At 35.7% G+C, this 13,964-nt stretch carries 14 protein-coding genes; 11 read left to right on the forward strand and 3 right to left on the reverse strand.

From position 1 onward, the window contains the following. Nucleotides 1-7: 7 nt before the first annotated feature. Complete coding sequence (locus ACFSFW_RS14070; RefSeq protein WP_388039167.1) at nucleotides 8-2,311, reverse strand: helix-turn-helix domain-containing protein; 2,304 nt, start codon at nucleotides 2,309-2,311, stop codon at nucleotides 8-10. Between the two features lie 295 nt (nucleotides 2,312-2,606). Between ACFSFW_RS14070 and ACFSFW_RS14075 the strand changes: the two genes are divergently transcribed. The 8 genes from ACFSFW_RS14075 to modA all read left to right on the forward strand — a co-directional run bounded on the left by ACFSFW_RS14075 (nucleotide 2,607) and on the right by modA (nucleotide 10,370). Further along, nucleotides 2,607-3,722 carry a glycoside hydrolase family 88/105 protein gene (locus tag ACFSFW_RS14075; protein WP_304214520.1) on the forward strand — a complete coding sequence of 372 codons (1,116 nt, stop codon included), beginning with the start codon at nucleotides 2,607-2,609 and terminating at the stop codon, nucleotides 3,720-3,722. 3 nt (nucleotides 3,723-3,725) lie between these two features. Beyond that, nucleotides 3,726-5,021, forward strand: a complete 1,296-nt coding sequence (locus tag ACFSFW_RS14080; protein WP_388039169.1) for a Gfo/Idh/MocA family protein — start codon at nucleotides 3,726-3,728, stop codon at nucleotides 5,019-5,021. A 27-nt stretch (nucleotides 5,022-5,048) separates the two neighbouring features. Then, complete coding sequence (locus ACFSFW_RS14085) at nucleotides 5,049-5,711, forward strand: YesL family protein (RefSeq protein ID WP_304214516.1); 663 nt, start codon at nucleotides 5,049-5,051, stop codon at nucleotides 5,709-5,711. Then, on the forward strand, nucleotides 5,683-6,408 hold the full coding sequence (locus tag ACFSFW_RS14090) for a rhamnogalacturonan acetylesterase (RefSeq protein WP_388039171.1): 726 nt from the start codon (nucleotides 5,683-5,685) through the stop codon (nucleotides 6,406-6,408). Before ACFSFW_RS14085 ends, ACFSFW_RS14090 begins: the two co-directional genes overlap by 29 nt. A gap of 17 nt (nucleotides 6,409-6,425) precedes the next feature. Further along, a complete protein-coding gene (locus tag ACFSFW_RS14095; protein ID WP_388039227.1) occupies nucleotides 6,426-7,262 on the forward strand; it encodes a sugar phosphate isomerase/epimerase family protein in 837 nt (278 codons plus the stop codon). Between the two features lie 58 nt (nucleotides 7,263-7,320). Then, on the forward strand, nucleotides 7,321-7,968 hold the full coding sequence (locus ACFSFW_RS14100) for a hypothetical protein (RefSeq protein WP_388039172.1): 648 nt from the start codon (nucleotides 7,321-7,323) through the stop codon (nucleotides 7,966-7,968). 70 nt (nucleotides 7,969-8,038) lie between these two features. Further along, nucleotides 8,039-9,532 (forward strand): tagaturonate epimerase family protein, encoded by a 1,494-nt coding sequence (locus tag ACFSFW_RS14105; protein ID WP_388039174.1) that lies wholly within the window; start codon nucleotides 8,039-8,041, stop codon nucleotides 9,530-9,532. A gap of 61 nt (nucleotides 9,533-9,593) precedes the next feature. Next, nucleotides 9,594-10,370 (forward strand): molybdate ABC transporter substrate-binding protein, encoded by a 777-nt coding sequence (modA, locus tag ACFSFW_RS14110; protein ID WP_388039176.1) that lies wholly within the window; start codon nucleotides 9,594-9,596, stop codon nucleotides 10,368-10,370. Between the two features lie 39 nt (nucleotides 10,371-10,409). On the opposite strand, the gene ACFSFW_RS14115 is transcribed toward modA, so the two are convergent. Continuing rightward, complete coding sequence (locus ACFSFW_RS14115; RefSeq protein ID WP_245864082.1) at nucleotides 10,410-10,655, reverse strand: helix-turn-helix domain-containing protein; 246 nt, start codon at nucleotides 10,653-10,655, stop codon at nucleotides 10,410-10,412. Nucleotides 10,656-10,951: 296 nt separating this feature from the next. Beyond that, the gene (locus ACFSFW_RS14120; protein ID WP_388039178.1) at nucleotides 10,952-11,767 is read right to left on the reverse strand and encodes a bifunctional hydroxymethylpyrimidine kinase/phosphomethylpyrimidine kinase; all 816 of its coding nucleotides are present in this window, start codon (nucleotides 11,765-11,767) and stop codon (nucleotides 10,952-10,954) included. 224 nt (nucleotides 11,768-11,991) lie between these two features. Between ACFSFW_RS14120 and trhO the strand changes: the two genes are divergently transcribed. From trhO to ACFSFW_RS14135, 3 genes are all read left to right on the forward strand, one after another. After that, complete coding sequence (gene trhO, locus ACFSFW_RS14125; RefSeq protein ID WP_388039180.1) at nucleotides 11,992-12,960, forward strand: oxygen-dependent tRNA uridine(34) hydroxylase TrhO; 969 nt, start codon at nucleotides 11,992-11,994, stop codon at nucleotides 12,958-12,960. Between the two features lie 86 nt (nucleotides 12,961-13,046). Further along, nucleotides 13,047-13,313, forward strand: coding sequence for a hypothetical protein (locus tag ACFSFW_RS14130; protein WP_388039182.1), 267 nt, complete (start codon nucleotides 13,047-13,049; stop codon nucleotides 13,311-13,313). A 20-nt stretch (nucleotides 13,314-13,333) separates the two neighbouring features. Continuing rightward, a complete protein-coding gene (locus ACFSFW_RS14135) occupies nucleotides 13,334-13,960 on the forward strand; it encodes an NUDIX hydrolase (RefSeq protein ID WP_388039183.1) in 627 nt (208 codons plus the stop codon). Nucleotides 13,961-13,964 lie beyond the last annotated feature (4 nt).

The raw sequence follows: 13,964 nt of genomic DNA on the forward strand, positions 1-13,964 counted from the left end.
TCCTTTCTTAGGTCGCTCTTATAGACTCACGATATTTACCAGGTGTCGTTCCTTCAATTTTCTTAAAGGAGCGAATAAAGTTCTGGGAGTTATTAAAGTTAAGTCGATCTGAAATTTCTTTCACTGAAATATCAGTTTCAGCAAGCCATTTTTTTGCCATATTAATCCGATACATGGATAAATATTCACTAAATGAAATGTTCATTTCTTTCCTGAAAATACTGCTTAAATAATTCGGATTGTAATGTAACCTATTCGCAATCATATCGAGTGTAATATTGGATTCAAATTCCTCATGAATGATATGAACAATGTTTTCTGAAATGGTTTTGTACTGGGATTCAGCACGGTCATCAATCTTTTGAAGAAGGGGATCAATGATAACGGTGATAAACCAGTCCTTTACTTCTTCTCTTGACTTCAGTTCATAGATTTTTTCAAAAATTGAACGATTGTCTTCTAAATCTAATACATTAATTGCTAATGTGTGCATTAGCTCTATTAAATCACTTAATAATCTAACTAATGAAATTTGGTATTGGATATGATTCAAATCCTCAGAGAAAATTTCATCAATTAGTTCATTGAGTAAACGATAAACTTTCTCTTTGTCGTTCACTTTGATCGAGTCGAATAGTTCAGTTTCAAGTCGCTTAGGGAAGTATGTGTGCAACCCTTTTCCAATTTCAAGGTTTTCAAAGAAAATAATCGATTCAGTACCATATTTTAGCGTGTATTTGAGAGCTTCTAGACTCTCCTTATAACCATTTCTCGTCTCAAGAACATCAATGAATGGTTCACTTACCCCAATACTCACAGGCACACTGTATTCCTCTTTAATTTTTTTCTGAATTTGATCAGCAAGATCATTTACATATTGATTAAACTCATGCTTCGATTCTATGTTGCTTAATAACAGGGTAACTTGAGTTTGCTTATTAACTATTGGAAGCATACGCTCATCACTAGGAATCATTTCTTCAACCAGTCCATTAATAACAAATAATAGAACGTCTTCTTCTTTTGGCTTATAAGAAGTCCCCTCAAGACTGTCGATTTGAACTGTTAGAACACTGAGCCATTTAAAATCTAAGTTATAGCCAAAATATTTCATTCTGCCTTCTAACTCTTCATCTATAACATTTCCAGTTAAGAGACGGTGCATGAAAAATTGTTTGAGTTGATTAATTTGGTTTGACAATGATTTTTCTAAAATATCATTTTGTTTCATCATGTCTTTTACATGGTTTTCAATAAATACAAATTCATTCTTATCTTTTTGTTCTTCTTTATTGGTTAATGAATGTAAAATGACATTTTGTAATTGTTTAATAGGTTGATAGATCAATCTGCTACCGAATAAAGCTAGTAATAATGAAAGGCCAGCAATCAATAAGGTGATGGCAAGTGTTAGCCATCCGATCGATCTTGATTGTGCTGTCAGTTCACCAAGTTCAACGACAGAAACATAAGTCCAACCATTATAGAACGATTTTCGATAGGTAAAGAGATAGTCTGTACTATCAGATGCAATCGTAAATTGCCCGGTGTCTTCTTCAATGGAGGTATTTTCAGACAATACGTCTTTATATTCAAAGGCTTGTCCTACATTTTTTGTATCGTTGTGTAAGACAACGGTTCCATTTTTGTCTAAAATATAAAATGTTTCTAAAGAGTTGTCCTTCTTTAAAATATCGCGAAAACTACATGTCGGTATATTCGCAATAATCATCCCTGTTTTATTAGAAGAAATCGCAGGTATTTTCTTAATTAGGTTTAAATTATAGCCGCAAGCACGGGAAGCTGCTTGTTTGTACAGTGGGTCCTTCGTGTTTTTTTCTAAAAGCCAGACAGAGCTTGTCTTTAGTGAAAGATACCGATCGGAGATTTCGTTCAGTTGTCCCTCAGATAATCGTTGAAGTCCATAATTATTAACAAGCCAGTTATTTTGAAAACTAATCAGAGCAATATCAGTAAGACGTGTATCGAATGTTTGCTGATGACTTAGATCGTCCCTTAACTGGTTATATAGCTGGAATTGTCTTGTTGTAAGCGGTTCCCTTAATGATTCAATAATTTTTGATGAAGCTGCTAACTGTGTCAGGGATTGGTCCACTGACTTAATAACCTGCTCGACATTTGTTTGGATTTGGTACACACTATGTTCTTTTTCTTTTGCAACATAATTCTCCACAACAGAGGTTGAGCGAAGGAATGAAAATATTCCGACAATAATGACTGGTATAATGGCCAAAATACTTACAAATAAAATCATCCTATGGAAGAAAGTTCCTGGTAGCTTAAGTTTCATGTAATCACTCCAAATCTATTCAAATGTGAGGGGATGATTATTAAGTTTGTAACATCCCTGTAATATTCGAATGTCTTCTATTATAAATGTAAGCGCACATAATTTGAATAATCATTTTGTTACATTGTGTTCATATTATTAGAACATTCCTTATAAGTTCAAGGGTCCACTGACCTATTTAAAAGTAAATTAAATGATTATAGTTATTATTATAATAGTATCCTATCATAAAGGTAGGAGAGTTGTTACCGTTTTCAAATATTACCTATTTCATTGTGAGGAAGGATGAATAATCTTGAATAACACGATAGTTGAAAAATCACCTTTATATTTTGCAAAAAAAATGTGTGACACGTTAATGACAAAGTTTACTCCAGAGGAGCTTCCACCGGGTGGACGTTGGCACTATCACCAAGGCGTATTTTTATGTGGAATGGATTTAGTTTACAACAAAACAGGTGAAGACAAATATTTTGATTACTTAAAGGCATATGTTGATCACAATATCGATGAAAATGGGAACTTATTATTTGCTAGAGATGAGTTAGATTCAATTCAAGCAGGACTCTTATTATTCCCATTATATAAAGCTACTGGTCTTAAAAAATATAAAATAGCTGCTCAACGCTTACGTAATATTTTTACAACTTTAAATCTTACTAGCGAAGGTGGATTCTGGCATAAGGATAAATACCCGTACCAAATGTGGCTAGATGGCTTATACATGGGTGGACCATTTGCGTTACACTATGCCAATGATTTTAATGAGTCAAATCTAATCGACATGGTCATTCACCAGGAAAACTTAATGCGAAAGCATACAAAGTGTGAAGCGACCGGTTTATATCATCATGGTTGGGACGAAAAGGCCGTACAGCCGTGGGCTCGTCCTGATGGTAAAGCTCCAGAGATTTGGGGTCGTGCTCTTGGTTGGTATGGGTTAGCAGTTATAGACATGATTGATATTTTACCAGAGGGCCATCCACATAAGGAAGAGTGGATTGCATTCATTCAAGATTATGTTCGTGATGTCGTCAAATATCAGGATGAAAAGACGGGCCTATGGTACCAAGTTGTGGACAAGGGAGACAATGAAGATAACTGGCTTGAGACATCTGCTTCCAGTCTATTCGTTTATGTTATTGCCAAAGCTGTTTCTAAGAAATATGTGGGCGAGGAGTTTGCGAAATATGCAACAAAGGCATATGAAGGACTGCTCAAGTATAAAGTTCAAGAAACTGAAGAAGGCACTCTTATTATCGATGATATTGTAATCGGTACTTCAATTGGAGTATATGACTATTATATTAATCGTGAGCGCAGCCATAATGACTTACATGGTGCAGGTGCTTTTATCATGGCAAGTATGGAAATGGAAAAATTGCTTGCTGAACATCCGGGGGTTAAATAATCAATGAAAAAATATGCAGTTTGTGGATTGAGTAACAGAGCACTTAAAATGTTTATTCCACCATTAGTTGAAAAGTTTGCAAAACAAAGTGAGATTGTTGGTTTACTAGACAGCGATGAATATCGTCTTGAATTATGCAAAGAGAAATTTCCTGTCTTAGCTCAAACACCGACATACCTTCCAAATCAAATTGATCAAATGATTGAGGAGACAAGACCGGATTGTATTATTGTTGTAAGCCGCGACAACACACATATTGATTACATTTTAAAAGCACTTGAACATGATGTTGATGTCATCACAGAAAAACCAATGGTAACGACTGCAAAAGATGCAAAGAGAGTCATTGAAGCAGAACAAAATAGTAAAGGCAAAGTGACTGTAGCATTTAATTATCGTTATAGTCCATACCATCGAAAGATCAAAGAACTCGTTTTAGAAGGTAAAATAGGAAGAGTGACTTCGGTTGACTTGAATTGGTATATCGACACATATCACGGGGCGAGCTATTTTAAACGCTGGAATCGGAAAAGGGAACTTTCTGGTGGACTTTCAATCCATAAATCAACACATCATTTTGATCTTGTCAATTGGTGGATTGATCAATATCCAGAAGAGGTTTTTGCACATGGAGCTTTACAATATTATGGGCCAAATGGAGAGCTTAACCCAGACCCAACTACAGATAACAGATATTGTGGTACATGCCATGTAAAAGATAAATGTGATTATTATCTAAGATGGAATCCTCGTGAATTTTCGGAAGCAATTGAAGATGATCACTTAAACATGGGAGATAAAAAAGAAAATAAATATACGGATTATCGACCAGATGCATGTATCTTTGACTCGGAGATAAACATTGAGGATACGTATACGGCTAGTGTAAAATACAACAAAGGTGCTCTATTAAGCTATTCTATTAATTTCTCTACACCATTTGAAGGCTATCGCTTAGCCATCAATGGTACAAAGGGAAGAATTGAAACACAAGAATTTCATGCACCAAGTCGGGTACCTTTCGAAGTGCCTGAGCAAACAATAGATTACTATCCTTTATTTGGCTCAAAAGAAATTATTCATGTTGTCCAAACTGCTGGTGGCCATGGCGGTGGAGATCCTGTGTTAATTCATGATCTTTACCAAGGCATTGATCCAAGACGCCAATATGAAATACTTGCAGGTGCCGAAGCTGGAGCCTACTCAATCGCACTTGGCGAAGCGGTTTGGAAATCAGTCGAAGAGAAGAAACCAATTTCCATTGAAGAATTACTAAAAAGTTATCAAGGACAACTATAAGATAAACATTAGAAAGGGGAAAGACATATGCTAGGAGGATTGGACAGTCCATTTTACCGTTGGTGTGGGGCTATATCACGTTTGATTTATTTAAATATGCTATGGCTTCTATTTACAATAATGGGGCTAGTTGTTGTAGGATTTGTACCTGCGACAGTAGCGCTTTTTGCAGTAACTCGAAAGTGGATCATGGGAGATGAAGATATCCCTGTTTTTTCAACATTTTGGAGCGTATATAAAAAAGAATTTTTAAAATCCAACCTCCTAGGGCTTACCCTGATTATTGCTGGATATATCTTATATGTCGATCTAGTATTTCTTCCAACCACAAGCCTGTTTTTTATCGTGGTGAGGTACGCACTAATTGCAATTTGTTCAGTTTACATCGTAATTCTACTATATATATTCCCAATCTATGTACATTTTAATGGGAATATAAAATCGTATTTGAAAAATGCCGTCATGTACGGTCTATCCTACCCACTCGTTACTTTTGCGATGGTATTAGGGATTATCCTACTTTATATTGGATTTACTTATGTCCCATCTCTCATACCTTTTCTTAGTGTTAGTATACTAGCCTATTTTATTATGTGGCTTGCGCTAAAAGTATTTGCAAGAATTGAAGAAAAAGTAAATGGGAAAGACGAAGTAAAATCAAATGAAAGAGAACCAAGTTTTAGCAAATAGACAAAATGAAGGTGTTTCAATGAAAAACGTTCATATATATATTGCCGGAGATTCAACAGTATCTGATTGCCCACCTAATGAAGAACCACGTGCAGGATGGGGACAGGTAATCAACCAATTTTTTTATGAGAATGTTATCATTCACAATTTCGCAATTGGCGGTCGAAGTTCAAAAAGTTTTATTGATGAAAAGAGGTTAGACGCAATACTAAACGAAATTCAACCGAATGATTACCTCTTTATTCAATTTGGGCATAACGATCAAAAACAGGATCACCGAAGAACAGAACCTTATTCAACATACCAAGACTATTTGAACCAATATATCGAAGGCGCAAGAGCAAAAAAGGCCATCCCGATTTTAGTAACTTCGATGCATCGAAGAACCTTCGATGAAAACGGAAAAATAATAAATAGTTTAGGAGAATATCCGGAAGCGATGATCGCCCTTGCAAAGGAAAAACATGTGAGCCTCATCGATTTATGGAATGATTCGAAGAACTTATATGAATCTATAGGACCTGAAGAATGTAAAAATCTTTTTATATGGTTTGAGCCGGGTGAACATCGAAACTACCCAGATGGAATTAGTGACGATACGCATTTTCGAGAGGATGGGGCAAATAAAATTGCCGAAATTATTGCCAAAGAAATTAAAAAAACAATCCCAGATTTAGCGATACTTCTAATGGATTAAAGTGAGGTGTTCATGTGATTAATCTAGGTATTCGCGCACATGATGTAAAGGCTAGCTCCTTAGATGAACTTGTGCAATCAGTAAAAGATAAAGGGTTATCCTCTGTACAATTGGCCTTAGCAAAATCATTTCCAGAACTAAACACGAGTTTAGGAAGTCTTTCACCTGGATTTGCAAAAAATATAGGTAATGCTTTTCATCAAATGAACATCGAAATCGCAGTATTAGGCTGCTACATTAATATGATTCACCCAGACCAACAAGAACGTCAAAAAGCATTAGACCGCTTCAAGGAGCATATCCGTTACGCAAGAGATTTTGGCTGTAGTGTTGTTGGAACTGAAACAGGAAATGTCCATGCGAAAATGGGATTTACTGTAGATAATTTTCGAGAGAAACCTTTTTTAGATGTTGTTGAAAGTGTGAAAGAACTTGTAAATGAAGCAGAAAAATTTGGAGTTATTGTTGGGATAGAAGCAGGAGTCAATCATCCTGTTTATAACCCAATGCTCTTAAAAAGGTTATTGGATGAAGTAGATTCAAATAATTTACAAATTATTTTTGACCCGGTAAATTTATTAACTGTTGAAAATTACATTTATCAAGATGAAATTTTCAAAGAGGCTATCGAACTATTTGGCGATCGTATTATCATTATTCATTGTAAAGATTTTGTTATTGAGGATGGCAAGTTGAAGTTTGCTCCTCCTGGTAAAGGGCTATTAAACTATGACTTAGTCATGGAACTGATCAAGCATAAAAAACCTTATATCCAATTTCTTCTAGAAAGTACAACCGAACCTTTTATAGATGATAGTATTGCATTTTTGCAAGAAAAATACGAAAATGCTTAGTATGGGATAATACGTAGTATATTTCCCTTATATACACATCAGAAGGGATGAAAGGGCTTTGAGAGATAAAGGAAAGGTTAAAGAATTATTTGCAGCCATGAGTACTGCTGAAAAAGCCAAGTATATTTGGGAGTACTATAGATATTATCTATTTGCTTTTCTTATTGTATGTATTGTCGCTATCTTTCTAGTAAACGACTATTCACCCAAAAAGGATTCTGCACTTTCGATTCTTGTTCTAGGAGATTTGGTAGATTCAAATGAAATTGAAAATATTCAAGAAAAGCTAAATGAAGGAATTCTATCAGAGGAAGAAAGAAAAACGCATGAAGTATCGATACAGGTAATCCCATATGCACCAGATGCTGCAGATTTAAATGTTGTCATGGCCGCTCTACAACGAGTAACTGGAGAAATATCTACTGGAGAACTCGATGTTTTGTTCATTGACAAAGAACAGTTCGAGATTATGAATGGGGAACAATATTTTTATAGCCTAGATAAATTAGTAGATAGAGAATTACCAGTTGGTAAGGAATTTATGTATTATGATTCTAAAAATCAGGCTACTGGAATCGATGCACAAGCTTTGCCACTATTTAACGAAGCAATCGATGATCCAGATGTGGTAATGGGTGTAATTGTAAATACCAAAAGAACAGAAAATATAGAAAAAGTTTTTAACATTTTATTCAAAAAACAGTGATTTTTTATTGCAATATTAGTATATTACGATATTATTTTAATAGAAGGCAATTAATTAGGAGGCTATATCCATGGAACATATGAAGCAATTAGTTGAAGCATTAAAAAACGGAAACGTTTTCGAAAATTCGGGGGAAGTTAAGGTTTATGAAAAATCTGTAACTCATCATGATAATGTAAGCCTTGTCATGGTAAAAGACCAACAGCAAAAGTGGATTCTTGCATCAGGAGAAGGCGCACTATTTGAGGAATTAAATGGTACAGTAATTACTGATAATGGAAAGGCTTGTCCATTAACACATGAAAATCGTTTAGTATTAAATCGTTACTTTGAATATACTGTTCCAAGAGCATTCGGTACAAAAGTTGCAACAATGGGTTTAGGTGACCGCTTAGGTCTAGCTTCACCAGGACATATTGAAACTGTTCGTGACCATAATGTAAAGCCAATTCTTGCTCAACAAAGTATTCGTGAATTAACATTAACGAATCGTACAATGAATGATGTAATTGACGCAGCAAGCTTTGCTGTTTTCCAAGAAGGTTATACAGGTGGATTTGGTGCAGATGGCGACCACTTAAAAGAAGAAGAAGACATTAAAATGGCATTATCACTTGGTATGTCAATGCTAACATTAGATTGTTCAGACCATATCCAAAACCGAGTTGAGGGCTTAACAGTAGAGGAAATCAGTGCTGAATTTGATAGCCTCCCTGAAGAAACGAAGAATCACTATAATGAGCTATATTTAAATAAAGAATTTGATGTAAAAGGTCTTGGAATCGGATTTGATGAAAATACATTAAAGAAATTTGTATTGTTATACGGAAAAGCTTTAGATTATATGGTCCATGTCCATGACACGTATATCGAAAAAGCAGACCGTGACATTGATTTTGAAATTTCAATTGATGAAACTGAAACAGTTACATCTCCAGCAGCACATTTCTTTGTAGCAAATGAATTACAAAAGCGTGGCGTAACAGTAACAAGCCTTGCTCCAAGATTCTGTGGTGAATTCCAAAAAGGAATCGATTATATCGGTGATATTGAACAATTCGAAAAAGAATTAAGTGAACACGCACTAATCGCTGAATACTTTGAATACAAATTAAGTATCCACTCTGGAAGTGACAAATTTACAGCGTTCCCAATTATCGCGAAGTATACGAATGGAGTTCTTCATGTTAAAACAGCTGGTACAAACTGGCTTGAAGCTGTACGTGTAATTGCAAAGGTAAATCCTGGTCTTTATAGAAGAATGCATGCATATGCACTAGAACATTTAAATGAGGCACTTAAGTATTACCATATTACACCAGATATGAACACAATCGTTCCGCTTGATACGGTTTCTGATGAAAACCTTCCTGAATATATGAACAATGACGCAGCAAGACAAGTAATTCATGTAACTTATGGATTATTGTTAACTGTAAAAGATGAAAACGGAAACTTCATCTTCAAGGATGAATTCTTCGGTACATTGAATGATAATGAAGACGAATACCGTCAGGCCCTTGTAAAACACATCGGCAAACACGTTGAATTATTAAACCTATAAAAAATGACTATTTCCAAAACACCTTTCTTTTAGCTATACTAGCTAAGGGAAGGTGTTTTTTATGTATAAATTTATCCCTTTACTCATTCTTGCTCTTTTTTTATATGGCTGTGGGCCTCAAGGTACCGATCAAGAGTCTACTAGAGAGGTAGAATTAACGGTTTCTGCTGCTACAAGTATGCAAAATGTTTTACAGGAATTAAAGAACAATTTTGAAAAGGAACATCCTACAATTAAGATCGTTTTTAATTTTGGTGCATCAGGTGCACTTGCACAACAGGTTTCTCAAGGAGCTCCGGTCGATCTATTTTTATCAGCTTCCATAGAAAAGTTCGATTTGCTAGTTGATGGGGGACTCATTGACGAAAAACTCCAGCAAAATCTAATTGGCAATGAGATTGTGTTAATTGCTCCAAAAGAAAATGTAAAGCAGATTACGGCAATAGAAGATTTGAAAACAAAGGCTGAACGGATATCAATCGGAATACCAGAATCTGTTCCTGCAGGGAAATATGCGAAGGAAGCAATTGAAAGCATGGATATGTGGAATGAAATCGAAAATAAGTTAGTGCTCTCAAAAGATGTTCGGCAAGTCCTTACATATGTTGAAACTGGAAATGTAGATGCGGGGTTTGTCTACAAAACAGATGCCCAATTTTCAGACCAAATTGAGATTGTGATGGATGTGGATACTAAGTATCATTCAGAGATTATCTATCCAATCGGCGTTATAAAATCATCAGAGCATTTAAATGAAGCAAAATTATTTTATGAATATTTATTGAGCGATGAAGCCATTGCCCTTTTAGAGGAATATGGGTTTTCAAACCTAAAATAAAAAAGCAATTGGAGAATGAATGTCCAATTGCTTTTTTTCTTACATATACGGTTGTACACCCTTTGCGATCTCCTGTACGATGTTTGCAAGGGATGAGATTTGTTGATCGTCTAGGTTGAAAGACTCTTTGATTTTTGTTTCAAGATTATTCGTAATTCTACGTTTGCCAACTTCAACAAGGGCAATAAGTGCAAAACTACAATTTACAGCTTTAGCGAAATCACGTTGAGTCATGTTGTTTTTTTTGCGTAAAAATTTAACAATATCTTTGTTAATCCTAGGCATATTATACACTCCTTACCTATGGCTTTTTACATGTGGGAATATATGATTGCGTATCTATTATTCTATGATAATCACAATATTACCATCATATATAAATTTCGTCTAGGCAGGTTTTCACGATGTCCAGCTTCAGGCGCCATCGGTTCGAGGTCATAAGCCAATCGCTTCGGAAGGTAAAAAACACCTTCTGTCAGCGCTCGTCTTATGCTTGTCACCGATAGACGGGCGCCTTGCGCTTTTCCCATTGCCTACGAATTAGAAAAGCTGTAGAGCTTGTCTACAGCTGTTTTAGGGAATTACTTATCTCCATAAAGTCGACGTGCAGCATGATTGGTTGGGCCAACATATTCATTTAGTTGGAAAGAGTGACGAATGGCAGCTGTTATGAATTTCTTTGCTTCATATATGGCTTCCTTCACTTCTAATCCTTTTGCAAGTCCTGCTGCGATAGCAGCTGAAGATGTGCAACCAGCGCCGTGAGTAAATGTTGTTTCAAAACGGTCGCTTTCAAGGACCTCTATTTCTTTTCCATCGTATAAAACATCTACTGCTTTATCATGTTTTAGCTTTCCGCCACCTTTTACGAGTACATATTTCGCCCCAAGGTCATGTATCTTCACAGCAGCTTCTTTCATTTGGTCAACAGTTGTAATAGAACCGATTCCACTTAATTGACCTGCTTCAAATAAATTAGGAGTAATGACTGTTGCAAGTGGAGTCAGAATTTCTCTAAGAGCAACGGCATGATCTGGGAACAGAACTTCATCTTCTCCCTTACAAACCATTACAGGATCCACTACAAATTTTTGAAGATTATGTTTTTTAGCCGCGTCTGCAGCAATTTCAATAATATCGACAGTAGGAAGCATACCAGTCTTTGCCGCATCGACACCAATTCCATCAAGGATTGTTGCTAATTGTGCCTTGATGATATCGTGGTCAACCGGAAATACTTGGTGATTCCAACGATTATGCGGGTCCATCGCAACAATTACAGTTAAGGCAGACATGCCGTAAACTCCATGTTCTTGGAAGGTTTTTATGTCAGCTTGGAGACCAGCTCCACCACTACTATCAGAACCTGCAATCGTTAATGCTTTTGGTAAACTCATGTTTGAAACCCCCATCTAAAAAGTTTGACAGACTTATTATATATCAATTGATAAAAATAGATATATTATTGCAATAAAAAATCGACTTTACAATATAAGGAAGGTATAAAATGTTGATTTAGTAATTAAGAATTTGATACAATACTTTGATGTAAGAGAAAAGTGTAATTCGATCCTAAACACATTCATATCTTGCAAATATTAATGATAGGCGGTCGAAAATAATGACAGAAACAAAACCTTATCGAGTATTACTTTACTATCAATATGTAACAATTGAAAATCCACCAGAATTTGCATCAGAGCATCTTGCTTTCTGTAAAGAAATTGGTCTAAAAGGTCGTATTTTAGTAGCGACAGAAGGTATCAATGGAACGGTCTCTGGTACTATTGAACAAACCGACAAGTATATGGAAGAAATGAGAAAAGATCCACGCTTTACAACAATGGTTTATAAAATTGATGAAGCAGATGGCCATGCGTTTAAGAAAATGCATGTTAGACCTCGTCCTGAGCTTGTCAACTTAAGCCTTGAGGATGATATCAACCCACTTGAATTAACAGGGAAATATTTAAGTCCAAAAGACTTTTATGAAAAAATGCAAGATCAGAATACAATTATTTTAGATGCAAGAAATACGTATGAATATGATTTAGGACATTTCAGAGGCGCGATTAGACCAGACGTAGAAACTTTCCGTGATTTACCACAATGGGTACGTGAAAACAAAGACATGCTAGAAGGAAAAAAGATTCTAACGTACTGTACTGGCGGTATTCGTTGTGAAAAATTCTCTGGTTGGTTAGTAAGAGAAGGCTTCGAGGATGTTGGTCAGCTTCATGGAGGAATTGCAACTTACGGTAAAGACCCTGAGGTACAAGGTGAACTTTGGGACGGCCAGCTTTATGTATTCGATGAAAGAATTGCTGTTCCGGTAAACCAAAAAGAGCATGTGATTGTAGGGAAAGATCATTTTACTGGAGAACCTTGTGAACGCTATGTAAACTGTGCAAACCCAGAATGTAATGAACAAATACTTTGTTCTGAAGAAAATGAGCATAAATATCTAAGAGGCTGTACACATGAATGTCGCGTTCACCCACGCAACCGTTATGTAGAAGAGAACGGGTTAACTGAGGAAGAAGTAGCAGAACGTTTACAAGCCCTTGAAAAAGAATTAGTACAACAATAATTATGAAAACCACAGTGTGTAAAAACCACTGTGGTTTTTTCAAATACACAATTCTGGTACAATATAGGAAAAGAAAGGGGAGAATTGTGAAAATTATTGCATCTCATCCGTATGTTACGATACAAAGAAAAATAGAGTGGAATGTGCAAAAGTATATTGAAAACAAGCATCAGTTGCGATTGTTTGAGGACCGAATCCTTTCTTCTGCAAATGAATTTCATCTAGAACATGTATACGATGTTTCCTACAGAGCCAGCTTTTTATATCTCCACACAAACCAAGGAGTATTCTCCTATAATATTAAAGAAGACCCAATTGATTTTATTAAAGCATTTAAAGGTTTGAAACAGTAAATAACGTTTCGAGGTGAACTATGGAAATCGATAAAATTGTCAATGTAGTTAAGGAACGTACTCCCTCTCTATTAGGCCGTGGGGATTTTAAGCGTTTTTCCATTCTTCTTCCTTTAATTAAAAAAGATAATGACGTTCATATCCTTTTTGAGGTTCGTTCAAATCAATTAAGACGGCAGCCAGGAGAGATATGCTTTCCAGGTGGAAAAATGGACCCAACAGATAGAGATGAACGACATACAGCAATTAGGGAAACGATGGAGGAACTAGGGTTAAATGAAAGTGATATTACAAATGTAAGTCCACTAGATTATTTTGTTTCACCTTTTGGTACGATTATTTATCCATTTGTAGGTGTAATAAATAATCCTGATGAGATTCAACCGAATCCAGCAGAAGTTGGAGAAGTATTTTCGGTGCCATTGTCATTCTTTCAGTCAAATCCTCCACAGATATTTAAAGTGAAATTTCATGTAGAGCCCGAAGAAAACTTTCCTTTTAACGATATCATTGGAGGGGAAAATTACAAATGGCAGGTTAGAGGCATGGACGAATGCTTTTATTATTATGAAGACCGTGTCATTTGGGGCTTAACAGCGGGAATCCTAAAACACTTTTTAGAAGTAATTGAAAAAAGCCCTAAATAAAGGG

This window comes from Ferdinandcohnia salidurans (assembly GCF_042680725.1).
GTDB classification, from domain to species: Bacteria; Bacillota; Bacilli; order Bacillales; family Bacillaceae_L; genus Ferdinandcohnia; species Ferdinandcohnia salidurans.

What these genes read in the sequence shown, in the direction of transcription:
- ACFSFW_RS14070 (WP_388039167.1), bottom strand. Translation starts at nt 2,311, where the DNA reads ATGAAACTTAAGCTACCAGGAACTTTCTTCCATAGGATGATTTTATTT.
- ACFSFW_RS14080 (WP_388039169.1), top strand. Translation starts at nt 3,726, where the DNA reads ATGAAAAAATATGCAGTTTGTGGATTGAGTAACAGAGCACTTAAAATG.
- ACFSFW_RS14085 (WP_304214516.1), top strand. Translation starts at nt 5,049, where the DNA reads ATGCTAGGAGGATTGGACAGTCCATTTTACCGTTGGTGTGGGGCTATA.
- ACFSFW_RS14090 (WP_388039171.1), top strand. Translation starts at nt 5,683, where the DNA reads ATGAAAGAGAACCAAGTTTTAGCAAATAGACAAAATGAAGGTGTTTCA.
- ACFSFW_RS14105 (WP_388039174.1), top strand. Translation starts at nt 8,039, where the DNA reads ATGGAACATATGAAGCAATTAGTTGAAGCATTAAAAAACGGAAACGTT.
- modA (WP_388039176.1), top strand. Translation starts at nt 9,594, where the DNA reads ATGTATAAATTTATCCCTTTACTCATTCTTGCTCTTTTTTTATATGGC.
- ACFSFW_RS14115 (WP_245864082.1), bottom strand. Translation starts at nt 10,655, where the DNA reads ATGCCTAGGATTAACAAAGATATTGTTAAATTTTTACGCAAAAAAAAC.
- ACFSFW_RS14120 (WP_388039178.1), bottom strand. Translation starts at nt 11,767, where the DNA reads ATGAGTTTACCAAAAGCATTAACGATTGCAGGTTCTGATAGTAGTGGT.
- trhO (WP_388039180.1), top strand. Translation starts at nt 11,992, where the DNA reads ATGACAGAAACAAAACCTTATCGAGTATTACTTTACTATCAATATGTA.
- ACFSFW_RS14135 (WP_388039183.1), top strand. Translation starts at nt 13,334, where the DNA reads ATGGAAATCGATAAAATTGTCAATGTAGTTAAGGAACGTACTCCCTCT.